This window comes from Enterobacter sp. Sphag1F, from assembly GCF_014193275.1.
Taxonomy (GTDB): Bacteria; Pseudomonadota; Gammaproteobacteria; order Enterobacterales; family Enterobacteriaceae; genus Pantoea; species Pantoea symbiotica.
In genome coordinates this window covers 1000620-1017893 of sequence record NZ_JACHZD010000001.1, presented here as the reverse complement: position 1 = coordinate 1017893, position 17274 = coordinate 1000620, and the positions used below count along the sequence as shown (strand labels likewise).

The following is a 17274-nucleotide window of genomic DNA, read 5'->3' as shown; positions in this document are numbered from 1 at the left end:
AGCCTAAACGGTTCAGCTACGCTTTTTGCCATCAATAAGAATAGCAGGCTGTGCCGATCCCGCAGGCGAAGCGGTGGCAATCTGTGCCTTTCAGACTGTGCGTTCTTTGAGCGCCTTCACCCTCTTTTGTGCCGCACATTCCTATACTGAACGCTCACTTAGCTGCGCCAAAGGATGCCTAATGGACGATCAACTCAAGCAAAGCGCTCTCGATTTTCACCAATTCCCCACGCCCGGAAAAATTCAGGTTTCACCCACCAAACCTCTCGCCACACAGCGCGATTTGGCGCTGGCCTATTCGCCCGGCGTCGCCGCACCTTGTCTGGAAATTGCTGCCGATCCGCTGGCGGCGCGCAAATACACCGCGCGCGGTAATCTGGTGGCGGTGATCTCTAACGGCACGGCGGTGCTGGGATTGGGCAATATTGGCGCGCTGGCGAGTAAGCCGGTAATGGAAGGCAAGGGCGTGCTGTTTAAAAAGTTTGCCGGTATTGACGTGTTTGATATCGAAATCGATGAGCGCGATCCCGACAAGTTGATAGAGGTGATTGCCGCGCTGGAACCCACTTTTGGCGGTATCAACCTGGAAGATATCAAAGCGCCCGAGTGCTTCTATATTGAGCAACAGCTGCGTGAGCGCATGCAGATTCCGGTGTTCCACGACGATCAGCACGGCACGGCGATCATCTGTACTGCCGCAGTGCTCAACGGTTTAACCATCGTCAAAAAAGCCATCAGCGATGTGCGGCTGGTGGTCTCCGGCGCGGGTGCTTCGGCGATTGCCTGCCTGAATCTGCTGGTGGCGCTCGGCATGCAGCAGCACAACATTGTGGTGTGTGATTCCAAAGGCGTGATCTATCGCGATCGCGAGCCGAATATGACGCCAACTAAAGCCGCGTACGCAGTAGACGACAGCGGCGCACGCACGCTGGACGAGGTGATTAGCGGCGCGGATATCTTCCTCGGCTGTTCTGGCCCCAAAGCATTGACGCCGGAGATGGTGCAGAAGATGGCGCAGGATCCGCTGATTCTGGCGCTGGCCAATCCCGAACCGGAAATCATGCCGCCGCTGGCAAAACAGGTGCGGCCCGATGCGATTATCTGTACCGGCCGCTCTGATTTCCCCAATCAGGTGAACAACGTGCTGTGTTTCCCGTTTATCTTTCGCGGTGCGCTGGATGTAGGCGCCACGGCGATCAACGAAGAGATGAAGCTGGCGGCGGTACACGCGATTGCGGCGCTGGCGCAGGCGGAACAGAGCGATGTGGTGGCATCGGCATATGACGATCAGGATCTGAGTTTCGGCCCGGAATATCTGATTCCCAAACCTTTCGATCCGCGCTTGATTGTGCAAATCGCGCCAGCGGTAGCCAAAGCGGCGATGGAATCGGGCGTCGCCACGCGACCAATTGAAGACTTTGATGCTTATCGCGAGCAGCTCACCGAGTTCGTCTACAAAACCAACCTGTTTATGAAACCGATCTTCTCGCAGGCGCGTAAAGATCCGAAACGCGTGGTGCTGGCCGAAGGCGAAGAGGTGCGCGTGTTGCACGCCACGCAGGAGCTGGTGACGCTGGGGCTGGCGAGGCCGATTCTGATTGGCCGCCCGAACGTCATCGCCATGCGTCTGCAAAAGCAGGGTTTAAAGATCGAGGCGGGCAAAGATTTTGAGATCGTTAATAACGAGTCGGATCCGCGTTTCAAAGAGTACTGGAACGAGTATTACCAGATCATGAAACGGCGCGGCGTGACGCCGGAAACCGCCCAGCGCGCGGTGATCGGCAATCCTACGTTGATTGGCGCAATCATGGTGCATCGCGGCGAGGCTGACGCGCTGATCTGCGGCACCATCGGCGATTATCAGGAACATTACGACGTGGTGGAGAAAGTGTTTGGACTGCGTGAAGACGTGAAGGTGGCGGGCGCGATGAATGCGCTGCTGTTGCCGAGCGGCAACACCTTTATCGCCGACACCTACGTTAATGAAGATCCCAGCGCGGAACAGCTGGCGGATATCACGCTGCTGGCGGCAGAAACGGTGCGACGCTTCGGCATTGAACCACGCGTGGCGCTACTGTCGCACTCCAGCTTTGGCACTTCGAATGCGCCGGGCGCGCGCAAAATGCGCGAAGTGCTGGCGCTGATTCAGCAACGCGCCCCGGATCTGGAGATCGACGGCGAGATGCACGGCGACGCGGCGCTGGTCGAGAGCATTCGCCGCGAACTGATGCCAGATAGCCCGCTGAAAGGCACCGCAAATTTGCTGATTATGCCGAACGTTGAAGCGGCGCGTATCAGCTATAACCTGCTGCGCGTCTCCTGCTCCGAAGGTGTCACGGTGGGACCGGTACTGATGGGGATCAGCAAACCGGTGCACGTATTGACGCGCATCGCCTCGGTGCGGCGCATCGTGAATATGGTGGCGTTAGCGGTGGTGGAGGCGCAGACAGAACCGTTATAGAACCATCAAAAAGGTCGCCATGAATGGCGACCCTACGGGTTATTTCAGCCAATCTTTCACTGGCAGGAAATCGCGGTACAGCGAGGCTTCGGGGGAATTGGCTGCTGGCTGATAATCGTATTCCCAGCGCACCAGCGGTGGCATCGACATCAAAATGGATTCGGTGCGACCGCCGGTTTGCAGGCCAAACAGCGTGCCGCGATCCCACACCAGATTGAACTCGACGTAGCGACCACGACGGTAAAGCTGGAACTGGCGCTCGCGATCGCCCCACGGCAGCGCTTTGCGCCTGACCACAATCGGCAGATAGGCCTCGGCGAAACCGTTGCCGACCGTCTGCATGAAATCGAAGCAGTAATCGAAATCGGGCATGTTTAAATCGTCATAGAACAGGCCACCGATGCCGCGCTGCTCGTCGCGATGCTTGAGATAGAAGTAATCGTCGCACCACTTTTTGTAGCGCGGATAAACCTCTTCACCAAACGGCTGGCACAGATCGTGTGCGGTTTGATGCCAGTGCAGCGCATCCTCTTCGAAGCCGTAGTAAGGCGTGAGATCAAAACCGCCGCCAAACCACCACACCGGATCGGCACCCGGTTTTTCCGCAATAAAGAAGCGCACGTTGGCGTGACTGGTTGGTACGTAAGGATTGGACGGATGTACCACCAGCGACACGCCCATCGCTTCAAAGCTGCGGCCAGCCAGTTCGGGACGATGTGCGGTAGCGGAAGCGGGCATTTGATCGCCGTGCACGTGCGAGAAGTTAACGCCAGCTTGTTCAAATACCGCGCCATCACGCAAGACGCGACTGCGTCCGCCGCCGCCGCCGGGACGCTGCCACTCATCTTCGGCAAAGCTCGCCTTGCCATCTTCCGCCGCTAATTGGGCGCAAATATCATCTTGCAGCGCCAGCAAAAAGGCTTTGACGCGGGAAATATCGGGATTGCTCATCAGTCACTCGTTCCGGAAATTTGCCGCGATTCTACCACAGGATAAAGGCTATGCTTCGCGACGATCGACCTCATCGAAGTAGCGGGCGATGCCGTCGGCAATGGCGCTGGCAATTTTCTGGCGGAACGCCTGCGTACCCAGCAATTGCTCTTCACGCGGATTGGTAATGAAGGAGGTTTCCACCAGCACCGACGGAATCGACGGCGATTTCAGCACTGCAAACGCGGCCTGCTCGGTGTGCTGGCTGTGTAGATGATGCACCGGGCGAATCTGATCCAGCACGTGCTTGCCGAGCGTCAGGCTGTTGCGGATGGTATCGGTCTGCACCAGATCGAACAGAATCTGATTGAGGTAATGATCTTTATCCTGCACCTCGGCACCGCCCACTTTGTCGGCGTCGTTTTCACGCTGCGACAGGTAACGCGCCATCGCGCTGCTGGCACCGCGATTGGAGAGGGCAAACACCGATGCGCCGTTTGCATCCGGGCTGGTGTAGCCGTCGGCGTGAATCGACATAAACAGGTTAGCGCCGTGCTGATGGGCAATTTCAACGCGCTGATAGAGCGGAATAAAGTGGTCGCTGTCGCGCGTCAGTCGCACTTCGATACGCGGATGCGATTGCAGCAGCGTCTTCACGGTGTTAGCGATCGCCAGCACGATGTGTTTCTCTTCTGAACCCTCTTCGCCGACAGCACCGGAATCAATGCCGCCGTGGCCGGGATCGATCATCACGATGCGTTTGCCGTTGCTGGCGGGTTTCGGTGGCGTATGGCGCGGACTGACGCGCAAATCGCTGTTCTGTTCTTTGGCCTGTACCGCGCGCGGTGACAACACCGCCAGCGCTAAACCGGAAAGTATCAGTTGGCGACGATTGGTAAGGCGCTTAAGCAGTGAAATCTTCTTCATTTACGGGTCCATGGCAGGTAAATCCTGCCCAGTGTTATAGCGTAACAATTGCCAGGCGGCGACCTCGTAACTATTTCAAGTGTTTACTTTCTATTGCAACTGACTAACAGCGATGTCGCGCTTTTTTTGCCCCGTTGTCACGCGTGAGGGTTGCGCCTGGCAAAGAATGCGTGATAATCAGCGAATTGTGCCTAACAGCAGGGTAACGTCGATGGAAATCCGTTCTTTCCGCCAGGAAGATTTTGAAGAAGTGATCACGCTCTGGGAGCGTTGCGATTTGTTACGCCCATGGAACGATCCCGAGCTGGACATCGAACGCAAAATGAACCACGACCCGGAACTGTTTCTGGTTGCGGAAGTCGGTGGCGAAGTGGTCGGGACGGTGATGGGCGGCTACGACGGCCATCGCGGCTCCGTCTACTATCTGGCGGTCCATCCTGATTATCAGGGCCGTGGCTTTGCCAATGCGTTGATGAATCGTCTTGAGAAGAAGCTGATTGCGCGCGGTTGCCCAAAAATCAATTTGATGGTGCGCGAAGAGAACGATCAGGTGGTGGCGTTCTATGAAAAGCTTGAGTACGAGCCGGTGGATTCGCTGCTGCTGGGCAAGCGTTTGATTGAAGATCGCGAGTATTAATGGTCGGTTTGAAATACCTTCCCGAAGAGTACGATGCGAAAGGGCAGCTGCGGCTGCCGTTTCTTTTCTGGCTGATCCTGTTATTGCAGGCGCGCACCTGGCTGCTGCTGGTGATGGCGGGCGCATCGCGTCAGCAGGGCAATGATTTGCTGGCGCTGTTTTATCCCGATCGCCAAAGCTTCTGGCTGGGACTGGCGTTAGGCATTCCGGCGGCTATCGGCTTGTTGCTGACCGGCTATCGCCAGCGCTGGCCGCGCCTGTGGCAAAGCTGGCGCCATGTATTAAGTGCATCGTTACTCATCAGCCTGCTATGGCAAGGTTTCAGTCTGCTGCAAGGTGCCTTTCCCGACTCGCCGCTGCCGCTGTTATTGACGCTGTTTGACTTGCTGGCGCTGTTCTGGCTGCAAACGCAACATCGCCTGCGCGACTGCTTTCTGCCGGAACATCAGCACATCGAATAAACTTTTTGCCGGTTTGCGACTCCAACAGGCACGCCAATCGGCTTAGCAGATCAAGGAGTTTTCATGAAAGTTGTTCGTCACGCACTGCTGGTTAGCAGCATGATTTTGGCCGGCTGCGCCAGTTCGGGTTCCTCAACCAACGCGAGCGATAGCGAAAGTCATTGGTACAATCCGCTGAACTATCACTGGTCGGCGCTCAATCCGCTCGGCTGGTTTGGTGGATCGCTGGAGGTCACCGAGCAAGGCGTTGCGGGCCTGACGAGCACCACTTCAATGTCGGAAGACGCCATTAATAAAGCGCTGAACGGCGATTACAAATTGCGTCAGGGCATGCGCACGCAAAATGGTCAGGTGGTGGATTTCTGGCAGGCGCTGGATGGCGATAAAGTTAAATTGGTGATTAACGGCAGCACCAGCGTTGAGCGCATTGAAGTGCAGGATGCCGATGCCAAAGCGGCCGACGGCAGCAAGATCGGCGATCTGTTCAGCGCTAAGTTCAGCAAAGCCTTTAATAACTGCAAAATGGTTACCGGTCTCGATGCACGTGATGTTGAGTGCCGTGCGCCGGGTAGCCAGCACATCTCCTACATCTACAGTGGTGAGTGGCATGGTCCGGAAGGTTTGATGCCGTCGGACGATACTCTGAAAAGCTGGAAAATCAGCAAGATTGTCTGGCAGCGTTAAACAAGATAAAACTTGCTTAAACACCCGCTCAAAGAGTGTGGCTTTCCGGTATGATATGGGCGAAAAAAACATCGTCTAACTTTCATGCCGGAGAGCAGTTCAATGTCTCAGTTTCAGAGCGGGATCCTGTTGGAACACCGCCGTTTCGCCATTTGGCTCGAAGCCCGCGTCACGGGCGATCTTGACGCGCTGCGCCAGGGCAGCAAATCCTTCCTGCAGCAGCTTGAAGCGCTGCAAACCAAATTCAGTGATGCCGGATTGGGCGCGGTGATCGCCTTTGGCGATGCGCTGTGGCGCGATCTGCAAGGCAACGCTTCCGCACCTGAACTCAAAGCGTTTGCGCCGCTCGGCAACGGCATTGCGCCTGCCACGCAGCGCGATTTGCTGATCCATATTCAATCTCAACGACACGACGTGAACTTCGCGCTGGCTCAGGCGGCACTCAGCGCCTTTGCTGCTGCCGTAAATATCGAAGAAGAGACGCACGGTTTCCGCTGGATTGAAGATCGCGATCTGTCGGGCTTCGTCGATGGCACGGAAAACCCGCAGGGCGAAGCGCGTAAGGATGTGGCGATTATCAGCGCGGGCGCGGATGCGGGCGGAAGCTATGTGTTTACCCAACGCTGGGAGCATAACCTCAAGCTGTGGAATCGTATGGCAGTTGAGAAGCAGGAAGCGATTATTGGCCGTACTAAAGAAACAGATGAAGAGCTGCCGGGCGATCAGCGTCCTGCTACTTCGCATCTCAGCCGTGTCGATCTGAAAGAAGAGGGCAAAGGGCTGAAGATTCTGCGCCAAAGCCTGCCGTACGGCAGCGCCAGCGGTACGCATGGCCTGTACTTCATCTCTTACTGTCATCGTCTCTACAATATCGAGCAGCAGCTGCTGAGCATGTTCGGCGAGCGCGACGGCAAAATGGACGCGATGTTGCGCTTCACTAAACCGGTGAGTGGTAGCTATTTCTTTGCGCCGTCATTGGATGTGCTGACAGCGTTGTAATTAAGCGAGGTCGCCATAAATGGCGACCCTACGGTGTGAGATTTCGTAGGGTCGCCATTTATGGTGACCTGGACAAAACGCCGCACAATTCATTCCCACTCACCGCATAAACTCTCCCGCCGTCTTATGCCTTTTTAGACTTTGAAATCCCTAAACGATATATAAAACCGTTACAGCTTTCCCTTGAGTTATAAATACACTGACAGCATCTAATGGCATTGGCTTAACTGCCGTCTTTCAGGGTGCAGCATGACACTTCCGATTTCGAAAAAATGGCTTGGCGGTATCGCGCTGTCGTGTGCTTTAGCCAGTGCGGCGCAAGCGACCGAGTTGCTGAATAGCTCCTACGACGTTTCACGCGAACTGTTTGTTGCCCTGAATGCACCCTTTGAAAAGCAGTGGGACGCTGCGCATCCCAATGACAAGCTGACCATCAAGCAGTCACACGCCGGTTCTTCAAAGCAGGCGCTGGCGATTCTGCAAGGCTTGCGCGCCGATGTGGTGACGTACAATCAGGTTACCGATGTGCAGGTGCTGCATGACAAAGGCCAACTGATTCCCGCTGACTGGCAACAGCGTCTGCCAAACAGCAGCTCACCGTTTTACTCCACCATGGCGTTTCTGGTGCGTAAAGGTAATCCAAAGCAGATTCACAGCTGGGCCGATCTGGCACGCGATAACGTGAAGCTGATTTTTCCGAATCCGAAAACGTCCGGTAACGGCCGTTATACCTATCTTGCCGCGTGGGGCGCTGCCGATCAGGCCGATGGCAAAGATATAGCCAAAACCAGAGCCTTTATGGCGAAGTTCCTGAAGAACGTTGAAGTGTTTGATACCGGCGGTCGCGGCGCTACCACTACGTTTGCCGAGCGCGGTCTCGGCGATGTGCTGATCAGCTTTGAATCGGAAGTGAATAACATCCGTAATCAGTACGGCAAAGACCAGTACGAAGTGATCGTGCCGAAAACCAATATTCTGGCGGAGTTCCCGGTGGCGTGGGTCGACAAAAATGTCGAGCACAACGGCACCACAGACGCGGCCAAAGCCTATCTGAATTATCTCTACACGCCTGAAGCGCAGAAAATTATCACCAGTTACTACTATCGCGTGAACAATCCGCAGTTGATGGCGGAGCAGAAAGATCGCTTCCCGCAGACTGAACTGTTCAACGTCAAAGATGCCTTTGGCGGCTGGGACAATGTGATGAAAGTCCATTTCGCCAGTGACGGTGAGCTGGATAAATTACTGGCAGCGGGGCGCGGTTAATGTTTGCGCTTGCTCAAAAACGTGTCTTGCCGGGCTTTGGATTGAGCCTCGGCACCAGCTTACTCTTCACCTGCCTGATTCTGCTGCTGCCGATCAGTGCTTTGCTGATGCAGCTGTCGCAGATGACGCTGGCGCAATACTGGGCGGTGATCACCCATCCGCAGCTAATTGCCGCGTATAAAGTGACGATTCTGGCGGCGGGCGTGGCTTCGCTGTTCAATGCGGTATTCGGCATGCTGATGGCGTGGATTTTAACGCGTTATCGCTTTCCGGGACGCACGCTGCTTGATGGTTTGATGGATCTGCCTTTTGCGTTGCCAACCGCAGTGGCGGGCTTAACGCTGGCAGGCCTGTTTTCGGTCAACGGCTGGTACGGTCAGTGGCTGGCGCATTTTGATATCAAAGTCTCTTACACCTGGCTCGGTATCGCCGTGGCGATGGCCTTTACCAGCATCCCGTTTGTGGTGCGTACCGTGCAGCCGGTGCTGGAAGAGTTAGGTCCGGAATATGAAGAAGCAGCGGAAACCCTCGGCGCAACGCGCTGGCAGAGCTTCCGTCGCGTGGTGCTGCCAGAAGTGGCGCCGGCGTTGCTGGCGGGTACTGCACTGTCGTTTACCCGCAGCATCGGTGAGTTCGGCGCAGTGATCTTTATCGCCGGTAACATCGCGTGGAAAACCGAAGTGACCTCACTGATGATTTTTGTGCGTCTGCAGGAGTTTGATTATCCGGCGGCGAGCGCCATCGCTTCAGTGATCATGGCCGCTTCCTTACTGCTGCTGTTCGCGATTAACACCTTGCAGAGCCGCTTTGGCCGTCGCTTAGGAGGCCACTGATGGCGGAGATTTCACACATTAATCACGCTGACCGCCAGCCAATCAACTGGGGCAAGTGGCTGCTGATTGGCATCGGTGCGCTGGTTTCCATCCTGCTGCTGGTGGTGCCGATGGTTTCCATCTTCTGGGAAGCGCTCAACCAGGGTTTGGTTGCCTCGCTGAATAACCTGAAAGATGGCGACATGCTGCACGCCATCTGGCTGACGCTGTTAGTGGCGCTGATTACCGTGCCGGTCAACATGGTGTTCGGGACGCTACTGGCGTGGCTGGTGACGCGCTTTACTTTCCCCGGCCGCCAACTCCTGTTGACGCTGTTTGATATCCCCTTTGCGGTGTCGCCGGTAGTTGCCGGTTTGATGTATCTGCTGTTCTGGGGCGTCAACGGTCCTGCCGGTGGCTGGCTGGATGCGCACAACATTCAGATTATGTTCTCCTGGCCGGGCATGGTGCTGGCCACCATCTTCGTTACCTGTCCGTTTGTGGTGCGTGAGTTGGTGCCGGTGATGCTGAGCCAGGGCAGCCACGAAGATGAAGCTGCGGTGCTGCTCGGCGCATCAGGCTGGCAGATGTTCCGCCGCGTGACGTTGCCGAATATCCGCTGGGCGCTGATGTATGGCGTGGTGCTGACCAACGCACGCGCGATTGGCGAATTTGGTGCGGTTTCGGTAGTTTCGGGATCGATTCGCGGCGAAACCTATACCTTGCCGCTTCAGGTTGAATTACTGCATCAGGATTACAACACCGTGGGCGCCTTTACCGCCGCCGCGCTGCTGACCCTGATGGCAATTGTAACGCTGTTTCTGAAAAGCGTGGTGCAGTGGCGATTAGAGCATCAGCAGAAGCGCCTACAGGAGGAAAATCATGAGCATTGAGATTAAACAAATCAACAAATCGTTTGACCGCACGTCGGTTCTGAACGACATCTCTCTGGATATTCCTTCCGGCAAGATGGTAGGGCTGCTGGGGCCGTCCGGCTCCGGTAAAACAACGCTGCTGCGTATCATCGCTGGGCTGGAACATCAGAACAGCGGGCAAATCCACTTCAATGGCAAAGACGTCAGCCGCATCCATGCGCGCGATCGTCAGGTTGGATTTGTGTTCCAGCACTATGCGCTGTTCCGCCACATGACGGTGTTCGACAACATCGCCTTTGGCCTGACGGTGCTGCCACGTCGCGAACGTCCGAGTGCTGCTGAGATCAAACAGCGCGTTACGCGTCTGCTTGAGATGGTACAACTTTCCCATCTGGGCAACCGCTTCCCGGCGCAGTTGTCTGGTGGACAGAAACAGCGTGTGGCGTTAGCGCGAGCGTTGGCGGTAGAACCACAAATTCTGCTGCTGGATGAGCCGTTTGGCGCGCTTGATGCGCAGGTGCGTAAAGAGCTGCGTCGCTGGTTGCGTCAGCTGCATGAAGAGTTGAAATTCACCAGCGTGTTCGTCACCCACGATCAGGAAGAAGCGATGGAAGTGGCGGACACGGTGGTGGTGATGAGCCAGGGTAATATCGAACAGGTTGGCACGCCAGATGATGTGTGGCGCGACCCGGCGACGCGCTTTGTGCTCGAATTCCTCGGTGAAGTGAATCGCTTTGCAGGCGAAGTGCACGGCTCGCAGTTCCATGTTGCAGCACATCGCTGGCCGTTGGGCTACACGCCGGCGCATCAGGGCGAAGTTGAGCTGTTCCTGCGTCCGTGGGAAATCGATATTTCCCGCCAAAGCAGCCTGGAAACACCTTTGCCGGTGCAGGTGCTGGAGATCAGTCCGCGTGGTCACTTCTGGCAGTTGGTGGTACAGCCGAGCGGTTGGCAGGGTGATGTGTTCTCGGTGGTGTTTGATGGCGATCATAACGCGCCGATTCGCGGTGAACGCCTGTTCGTTGGCCTGCAACAGGCGCGAATTTACCATGGCACTACGCCGCTGCGCCCGGTTGCCTTTGCCGAGAGCGCCTGATATTTTTGACACTCCTTCGGGCGGGACTTTCCCGCCCGTTTTATTTGCACTTCTTTCGTCTGGAATCAAACCGTGACCACACTGGAAAATACCATCGGCAATACGCCGTTGATTAAGTTGCAGCGCCTGACGCCTGATAACGGCAGCGAGATCTGGCTAAAGCTGGAAGGCAACAATCCAGCGGGTTCCGTGAAAGATCGTGCGGCCTGGTCGATGATTCATCAGGCGGAGTTGCGCGGTGATATCAAGCCAGGCGATACCTTGATTGAAGCCACCAGCGGCAATACCGGCATTGCGCTGGCGATGATCGCCGCGATGAAAGGTTACAAGCTGCGCCTGCTGATGCCCGATAACATGAGCCAGGAGCGTCAGGACGCGATGCGTGCTTACGGCGCTGAATTGCTGCTGGTAACGCGCGAGCAGGGCATGGAAGGGGCGCGCGATTTGGCGCAGGCGATGGCTGATCGTGGCGAAGGGCGCGTGTTGGATCAGTTCAACAATCCCGATAATCCGCTGGGACACTACCTCACCACAGGCCCGGAAATCTGGCAGCAAACCGCTGGCCGCATGACGCATTTTGTCTCCAGCATGGGCACTACCGGCACCATTACCGGCGTGGGACGTTACCTGAAAGAGTTCGCGCCTGCGGTGCAGGTGATTGGCCTGCAGCCGCAAGAGGGCAGCAGCATTCCCGGTATACGTCGCTGGCCCGAAGCCTATCTGCCCGGCATTTTCCGTCCGGAGCTAGTGGATGAGGTGATCGATATGGCGCAGCGCGAGGCGGAAGAGACCATGCGCGCGCTGGCACAGCGTGAAGGGATTTTCTGTGGCGTTAGCTCTGGCGGCGCGGTGGCTGGCGCATTGCGTATTGCGACGGCTCAGCCAGGCAGCGTGGTGGTGGCGATTGTTTGCGATCGTGGCGATCGCTATCTCTCCACTGGCGTTTTCCATTGAGTGATTTTCCCCGCATTTAATTTGGCCTATGCGTACCTTTAAAGTATGACTGGGCCATTTTTGTCTATAGTTCCCCTAATAATCGTCTAGCGTAAGCACTGTAAGGATCGCGTAAAACCGGCTGCGCTCGCGGCGGAGTCAGGACAAAATAGCGGCAATTTTGTACGAGAGATAAAAATGAAAATCCTGCTGGTAGATGATGATGTAGAGCTTGGCACCATGCTGAGCCAATACCTGATTGCGGAGGGCTTTGAAACGCAATTGGTTTTAACCGGAAGCGCCGGTGTTGAAGGTGCGCTGTCGGGTAATTATACCGCGATGATTCTCGACATCATGCTGCCTGATATGAGCGGCATCGATGTGCTGCGTCAGGTGCGCCAGAACAGCCGCTTGCCGGTGATTATGCTGACGGCGAAAGGCGACAACATCGATCGTGTTATCGGCCTGGAAATGGGCGCGGATGATTACATGCCGAAACCGTGCTATCCGCGTGAACTGGTGGCCCGCCTGCGTGCCGTGCTGCGTCGCTTTGAAGATCAAACTCCGCTGCCGGATAAGAAAGAGCTGCTGCGCTGGGGCGATCTGAGCCTTAATCCTGCGACACGTATCACCGAATGGCAGGGCAAACCGTTCGACCTGACGGCTTCAGAGTTCAATTTGCTGGATCTGCTGCTGCGTGCGCCGGACCGCGTGGTATCGAAAGATGAGCTGTCGGAAAAAGGCCTTGGCCGTCCGCGCGAAGCTTACGATCGTAGCGTTGATGTGCATATCAGCAACATCCGTCAAAAGCTGGCTGCGTTAACCGCCGACAGCGTCAACATTGAAACTGTGCGCAGTATTGGTTATCGCATTCGATGAAACACAGCTATCGCGGCCGCATGTTCTGGAAGATTTTGCTGGGCTTCTGGATCGTGTTTGTCATCATCAGCCAGCTGTTGTGGCTGGGCTTTACGCTCTCCGGTAATCGACATGAGCCGCCCGAGATTGTCGCGATTCGCCGTATCGTTAATCTGCAAATGGCTTCCGCCGTCTCAGTGCTGGAACGCGGCGGGCTGAGCTCGCTGGATGACATGATGGCGGATTGGGAGCCGAACGATCGTCAGTTTTTCTCCGTCATTCAGCACGATAAACCCGTTACCACGCCGGGCGATGCGCCACCGGAAACCTTTAGCGCTCCGTTTCATGGTCCTTTTCCCAATGTGATTGTGCGTTGGGTGAAAGGACAGGATGGTAAACAGTACGAGTTGCGTTATGACGTTAAAGGCCTACGTGAAGATAGCTCGATGGGCGGCGGCGGCCCGCGTCGCATCCTCAATATCCCAGAACCGATGTTTACCTTCGCCGGTGCGCTGGGGCTGCTGTTTAGCCTGTTGCTGGCGTGGAACCTGACGCGACCGATGCGGCAGTTGCGCGAGGGCTTTGCGCGTGTCTCCAGCGGTGATTTGTCGGTGCGGCTCTATCCGGTGATGCGTAAACGCCATGATGAGCTGTCAAACGTTGCGCAGGATTTCGATGCGATGGTTGAGCGCCTCGATACGCTGGTAAAAGCGCGCGAGGAGCTGCTGCATGATATCTCCCACGAGCTGCGTTCACCGCTGGCACGCTTGCAGCTGGCGACCGGCTTAGCGCGGCAGACACCGGAATCTGTGGAATCCTCACTCAATCGTATTGATGAGGAGGCCCGACGCCTGGACAAGATGATTGGCGAACTGCTGACGCTTTCGCGTGCTGAACACGAGAGTATGCCGGGCGAACAGTATTTCGACCTTACCGGCCTGCTGCATGCGGTGGTGACTGATGTGCGCTACGAGGCGCAAATTCCTGGCGTGAAAGTCGATTTTCAGGTTGATGAGAATGCGGATTACACCGTTCACGGCAATGCAGAGCTGATTCGCCGCGGCGTGGAGAATGTACTGCGCAATGCGCTGCGTTTCTCGCATAAAGGTCAGCACATCAATGTGCGCCTGCAGGCGGAGAATCAGTGGCTGGCGATAAGCGTGCGCGATCAAGGACCGGGCGTTGACGATGAGAAGCTCTCAAGTATCTTCGATCCTTTTGTCCGCGTAAATTCTCCGCTGATGGGCAAAGGCTACGGTTTGGGGCTTTCAATTGTGCGTAAGGTGATTCTGGCGCATCACGGTGAAGTGCAGGCGGTAAATCGCCCGGAAGGGGGTTTGGAGCTGACGTTAAGGTTGCCGCGCTGGAAGCAGGAATGATTTTTCCTGATAAAGCGCACATTTGCTGCACCGGGCAGGACGACGGGGCAGAGGAGTAAAGCGTCCCGCGCCATGGACGGCGCGGGCCGAGGCCCAGGGACGGTTTATGCCGTCTTTACGATCTGGCCCGTCGTCCTGACCGCACCTCGCGCATTCAGAGCTCTAATTTTTAAGTAAACAAAAACGGCACCCATTGGGTGCCGTTTTACAATTCTCACGAATCAGCCGAAGCTTACTTCTTGATGCGGATAACCGGAGTCTCGCCCACAGTTACCTGACCGGAGAGTTTGATCAGGTCTTTAATCTCGTCCATGTTCGAGATTACAACCGGCGTCAGCGTGGATTTCGCTTTCTCTTCCAGCAGTGCCAGATCAAACTCGATCACCACGTCGCCTTTCTTAACCTTCTGGCCTTCTTCAGCGATGCGTTTGAAACCTTCACCTTTGAGCTCAACCGTGTCGATACCGAAGTGAACAAACAGTTCGATGCCGTTATCAGACTCGATTGAAAATGCGTGGTTAGTTTCGAAAATCTTGCCGATAGTACCATCAACCGGTGCAACCATTTTGTTGCCGGTTGGTTTGATTGCGATACCGTCACCAACGATTTTCTCAGCGAATACCACATCAGGTACGTCTTCGATATTTACGATTTCGCCTGACAGAGGCGCAACGATATCGATAGTGCCTGACGCGCTCTCTGATTTTTCGCCAAAAAGTTTAGAAAACAAACCCATGATCTTCTCCTAAGCAGTAATTTGAGGCTAGCGTCCGTGGATCAGCAGAGCGTTTTTTCTTTAATGAACTTGTTGACCAAATTCATCAAATCATCCGCTGTTGGTTGATCCAGAGCCTGCTCCGCCAATGCCTTCGCATCTTCGAAATTAGTATTACGAATGATTTTCTTGATGCTTGGGATTGAAATGGCGCTCATGCTGAATTCGTCCAGCCCCATTCCCAGTAACAGTAGTGTAGCACGTTCATCACCAGCCAGCTCACCACACATGCCGGTCCATTTCCCTTCGGCATGTGATGCGTCGATCACTTGCTTAATGAGGCCCAGAACAGACGGCGTCATTGGGTTATAGAGGTGTGAAATCAAATCATTACCACGATCGACCGCCAGAGTATACTGCGTCAGGTCATTTGTCCCAATACTAAAGAAGTCGACTTCTTTCGCCAGATGGCGCGCAATCACTGCGGATGCTGGCGTTTCAACCATGATGCCCACTTCAATGGACTCATCAAAGGATTTGCCTTCTTCACGCAGTTGCGCTTTCAGCAGCTCCAGCTCGCCTTTCAGAATGCGAACTTCTTCTACTGAAATGATCATTGGGAACATGATGCGCAGTTTACCGAAAGAGGATGCACGCAGAATCGCGCGCAGCTGCGCATGCAGAATCTCTTTGCGGTCCATGGCGATACGAATTGCGCGCCAGCCGAGGAACGGGTTGTCTTCTTTTGGCAGGTTCATGTAAGGCAGATCTTTGTCGCCGCCGATGTCCATGGTACGCACGATAACCGCCTGCGAACCCACAGCTTCAGCAACCGCTTTGTATGCCTGGAACTGCTCTTCTTCGGTTGGCAGTGAATCGCGGTCCATAAACAGGAACTCGGTACGATACAGGCCAACACCTTCTGCGCCGTTACGCTCTGCACCAGCGACATCGCGCACGGTACCGATGTTAGCGCAGACTTCAACCTGATGGCCGTCCAGCGTAATGGCTGGCAGATCTTTCAGTTTCGCCAGTTCATGCTTCTCAGACAGATATTGAGTCTGGATCGCTTTCAGCTCTTCCAGCTCCTGCTCGGAAGGATTGACGTAAATCTTGTTGTTCACGCCATCAATAATCAGGAAATCACCGTTTTTCACGGTGGTGGTCACGTTACCGGTGCCGACAATGGCTGGCAACTCGAGTGAACGCGCCATGATAGAGGTGTGAGAGGTACGTCCACCAATATCGGTGATAAAGCCCAGCACCTTTTTCAGGTTCAGCTGTGCGGTTTCTGACGGCGTTAAATCCTTCGCCACCAGAATAGATTCTTCAGCAATCGCGCTCAGATCAACAATGTGCAGACCGAGAATGTTCTGCAGCAGACGCTTACCGATATCACGTACGTCAGCTGCACGCTCTTTCAGGTATTCGTCATCCAGCTCTTCCAGGGCAACAGCCTGGCCTTCAATCACGGTGTGAGCGGCGGCGTCAGCGGTAGCGTGGTCTTTTTTGATGAGGTCGATGATTTCCTGCTCAAGCTCTTCGTCTTCGAGCAGCATGATGTGACCTTCAAAGATCGCAGCTTTCTCTTCACCGAAGGTTTCACCGGCTTTAATGCGAATGGCTTCGAGCTGTGAAGCAGCTTTGCTGCGTCCATCGAGGAAGCGCTGAACTTCCTGCTCAACCTGATCGTCAGTAATTTTTTTACGGCTAATGACGATCTCATCTTCCTTCAGCAAAAGTGCGTTGCCGAAAGCGATACCCGGTGATGCTAAAATGCCTGAAATCATAACCCTACCTTTTAATCACGATGGCTCATTGACCCGATGCGTCGCCACTGTCGCGGAGCAGTACTCTAAAGATGCAATAACGCGGACAGGTTGTCCGCGATCAAGATATTTGCACTCAATGGGGCAAAGGGGTCGGTTTAGTTGCGAACTGAGCCGGTTACTCCAGCTCAGCCATCAGCTTGACCAGGTGCTCAACCGCATTCTGCTCATCTTCACCTTCGGCAGACAGCGTAACAACCGTACCTTGCGTCAGACCCAAAGTCTGCAGTTTGAACAGGCTTTTCGCGCTGGCAGATTTGCCATTGGAAGTCACAGTGATTTCTGACTGGAAAGCCTTTGCTTCTTTAACGAACTGGGCTGCAGGACGAGTATGAAGGCCGTTAGGTGCGGTAATGGTAACTTCTTGCTGGAACATTCTATTTCCCCAACTTTATCAGGTTTGGTGTTATGG

General features: G+C 55.2%; 17 protein-coding genes. 12 read left to right on the top strand and 5 right to left on the bottom strand.

The window, feature by feature from the left end; translation table 11 throughout:
* Positions 1–181: 181 nt before the first annotated feature.
* Positions 182–2461, top strand: a complete 2280-nt coding sequence (maeB, locus tag FHW71_RS04640; RefSeq protein ID WP_179449950.1) for an NADP-dependent oxaloacetate-decarboxylating malate dehydrogenase — start codon at positions 182–184, stop codon at positions 2459–2461.
* A 39-nt stretch (positions 2462–2500) separates the two neighbouring features.
* On the opposite strand, the gene hemF is transcribed toward maeB, so the two are convergent.
* Positions 2501–3412 carry an oxygen-dependent coproporphyrinogen oxidase gene (gene hemF, locus FHW71_RS04635; RefSeq protein WP_179449952.1) on the bottom strand — a complete coding sequence of 304 codons (912 nt, stop codon included), beginning with the start codon at positions 3410–3412 and terminating at the stop codon, positions 2501–2503.
* A gap of 48 nt (positions 3413–3460) precedes the next feature.
* On the bottom strand, positions 3461–4318 hold the full coding sequence (gene amiA, locus FHW71_RS04630) for an N-acetylmuramoyl-L-alanine amidase AmiA (RefSeq protein ID WP_008107837.1): 858 nt from the start codon (positions 4316–4318) through the stop codon (positions 3461–3463).
* Between the two features lie 211 nt (positions 4319–4529).
* Here amiA and FHW71_RS04625 point away from each other — a divergent pair, with 211 nt between their 5' ends.
* From FHW71_RS04625 to FHW71_RS04575, 11 genes are all read left to right on the top strand, one after another.
* Positions 4530–4955 carry a GNAT family acetyltransferase gene (locus FHW71_RS04625; RefSeq protein WP_007889032.1) on the top strand — a complete coding sequence of 142 codons (426 nt, stop codon included), beginning with the start codon at positions 4530–4532 and terminating at the stop codon, positions 4953–4955.
* Entirely contained in the window at positions 4955–5416 is a 462-nt protein-coding gene (locus FHW71_RS04620) for a DUF2919 domain-containing protein (RefSeq protein ID WP_179449954.1), read from the top strand. Before FHW71_RS04625 ends, FHW71_RS04620 begins: the two co-directional genes overlap by 1 nt.
* Before the next feature lie 63 nt (positions 5417–5479).
* Positions 5480–6100 carry an RpoE-regulated lipoprotein gene (locus FHW71_RS04615; RefSeq protein WP_179449955.1) on the top strand — a complete coding sequence of 207 codons (621 nt, stop codon included), beginning with the start codon at positions 5480–5482 and terminating at the stop codon, positions 6098–6100.
* 102 nt (positions 6101–6202) lie between these two features.
* Positions 6203–7099: a Dyp-type peroxidase gene (locus FHW71_RS04610; RefSeq protein WP_154190438.1), complete on the top strand. Its 897-nt coding sequence runs from the start codon at positions 6203–6205 to the stop codon at positions 7097–7099.
* 249 nt (positions 7100–7348) lie between these two features.
* Positions 7349–8365, top strand: a complete 1017-nt coding sequence (locus tag FHW71_RS04605) for a sulfate ABC transporter substrate-binding protein (RefSeq protein ID WP_154155744.1) — start codon at positions 7349–7351, stop codon at positions 8363–8365.
* The gene (gene cysT / locus FHW71_RS04600) at positions 8365–9198 is read left to right on the top strand and encodes a sulfate/thiosulfate ABC transporter permease CysT (RefSeq protein WP_008107816.1); all 834 of its coding nucleotides are present in this window, start codon (positions 8365–8367) and stop codon (positions 9196–9198) included. The genes FHW71_RS04605 and cysT overlap by 1 nt, the downstream gene beginning before the upstream one ends.
* The gene (cysW, locus tag FHW71_RS04595; RefSeq protein ID WP_008107814.1) at positions 9198–10070 is read left to right on the top strand and encodes a sulfate/thiosulfate ABC transporter permease CysW; all 873 of its coding nucleotides are present in this window, start codon (positions 9198–9200) and stop codon (positions 10068–10070) included. The genes cysT and cysW overlap by 1 nt, the downstream gene beginning before the upstream one ends.
* On the top strand, positions 10060–11148 hold the full coding sequence (cysA, locus tag FHW71_RS04590; RefSeq protein WP_008107812.1) for a sulfate/thiosulfate ABC transporter ATP-binding protein CysA: 1089 nt from the start codon (positions 10060–10062) through the stop codon (positions 11146–11148). The genes cysW and cysA overlap by 11 nt, the downstream gene beginning before the upstream one ends.
* A gap of 72 nt (positions 11149–11220) precedes the next feature.
* Positions 11221–12102 (top strand): cysteine synthase CysM, encoded by an 882-nt coding sequence (cysM, locus tag FHW71_RS04585; RefSeq protein WP_008107811.1) that lies wholly within the window; start codon positions 11221–11223, stop codon positions 12100–12102.
* A 177-nt stretch (positions 12103–12279) separates the two neighbouring features.
* The gene (locus FHW71_RS04580) at positions 12280–12960 is read left to right on the top strand and encodes a response regulator transcription factor (RefSeq protein ID WP_061717906.1); all 681 of its coding nucleotides are present in this window, start codon (positions 12280–12282) and stop codon (positions 12958–12960) included.
* A complete protein-coding gene (locus FHW71_RS04575) occupies positions 12957–14318 on the top strand; it encodes an ATP-binding protein (RefSeq protein WP_008107807.1) in 1362 nt (453 codons plus the stop codon). The genes FHW71_RS04580 and FHW71_RS04575 overlap by 4 nt, the downstream gene beginning before the upstream one ends.
* Before the next feature lie 232 nt (positions 14319–14550).
* On the opposite strand, the gene crr is transcribed toward FHW71_RS04575, so the two are convergent.
* The 3 genes from crr to ptsH form a co-directional block, all read right to left on the bottom strand.
* Positions 14551–15054, bottom strand: a complete 504-nt coding sequence (crr, locus tag FHW71_RS04570) for a PTS glucose transporter subunit IIA (RefSeq protein ID WP_008107804.1) — start codon at positions 15052–15054, stop codon at positions 14551–14553.
* 41 nt (positions 15055–15095) lie between these two features.
* Positions 15096–16823: a phosphoenolpyruvate-protein phosphotransferase PtsI gene (ptsI, locus tag FHW71_RS04565; RefSeq protein ID WP_008107802.1), complete on the bottom strand. Its 1728-nt coding sequence runs from the start codon at positions 16821–16823 to the stop codon at positions 15096–15098.
* Between the two features lie 157 nt (positions 16824–16980).
* Complete coding sequence (gene ptsH, locus FHW71_RS04560; RefSeq protein ID WP_008107792.1) at positions 16981–17238, bottom strand: phosphocarrier protein Hpr; 258 nt, start codon at positions 17236–17238, stop codon at positions 16981–16983.
* Positions 17239–17274 lie beyond the last annotated feature (36 nt).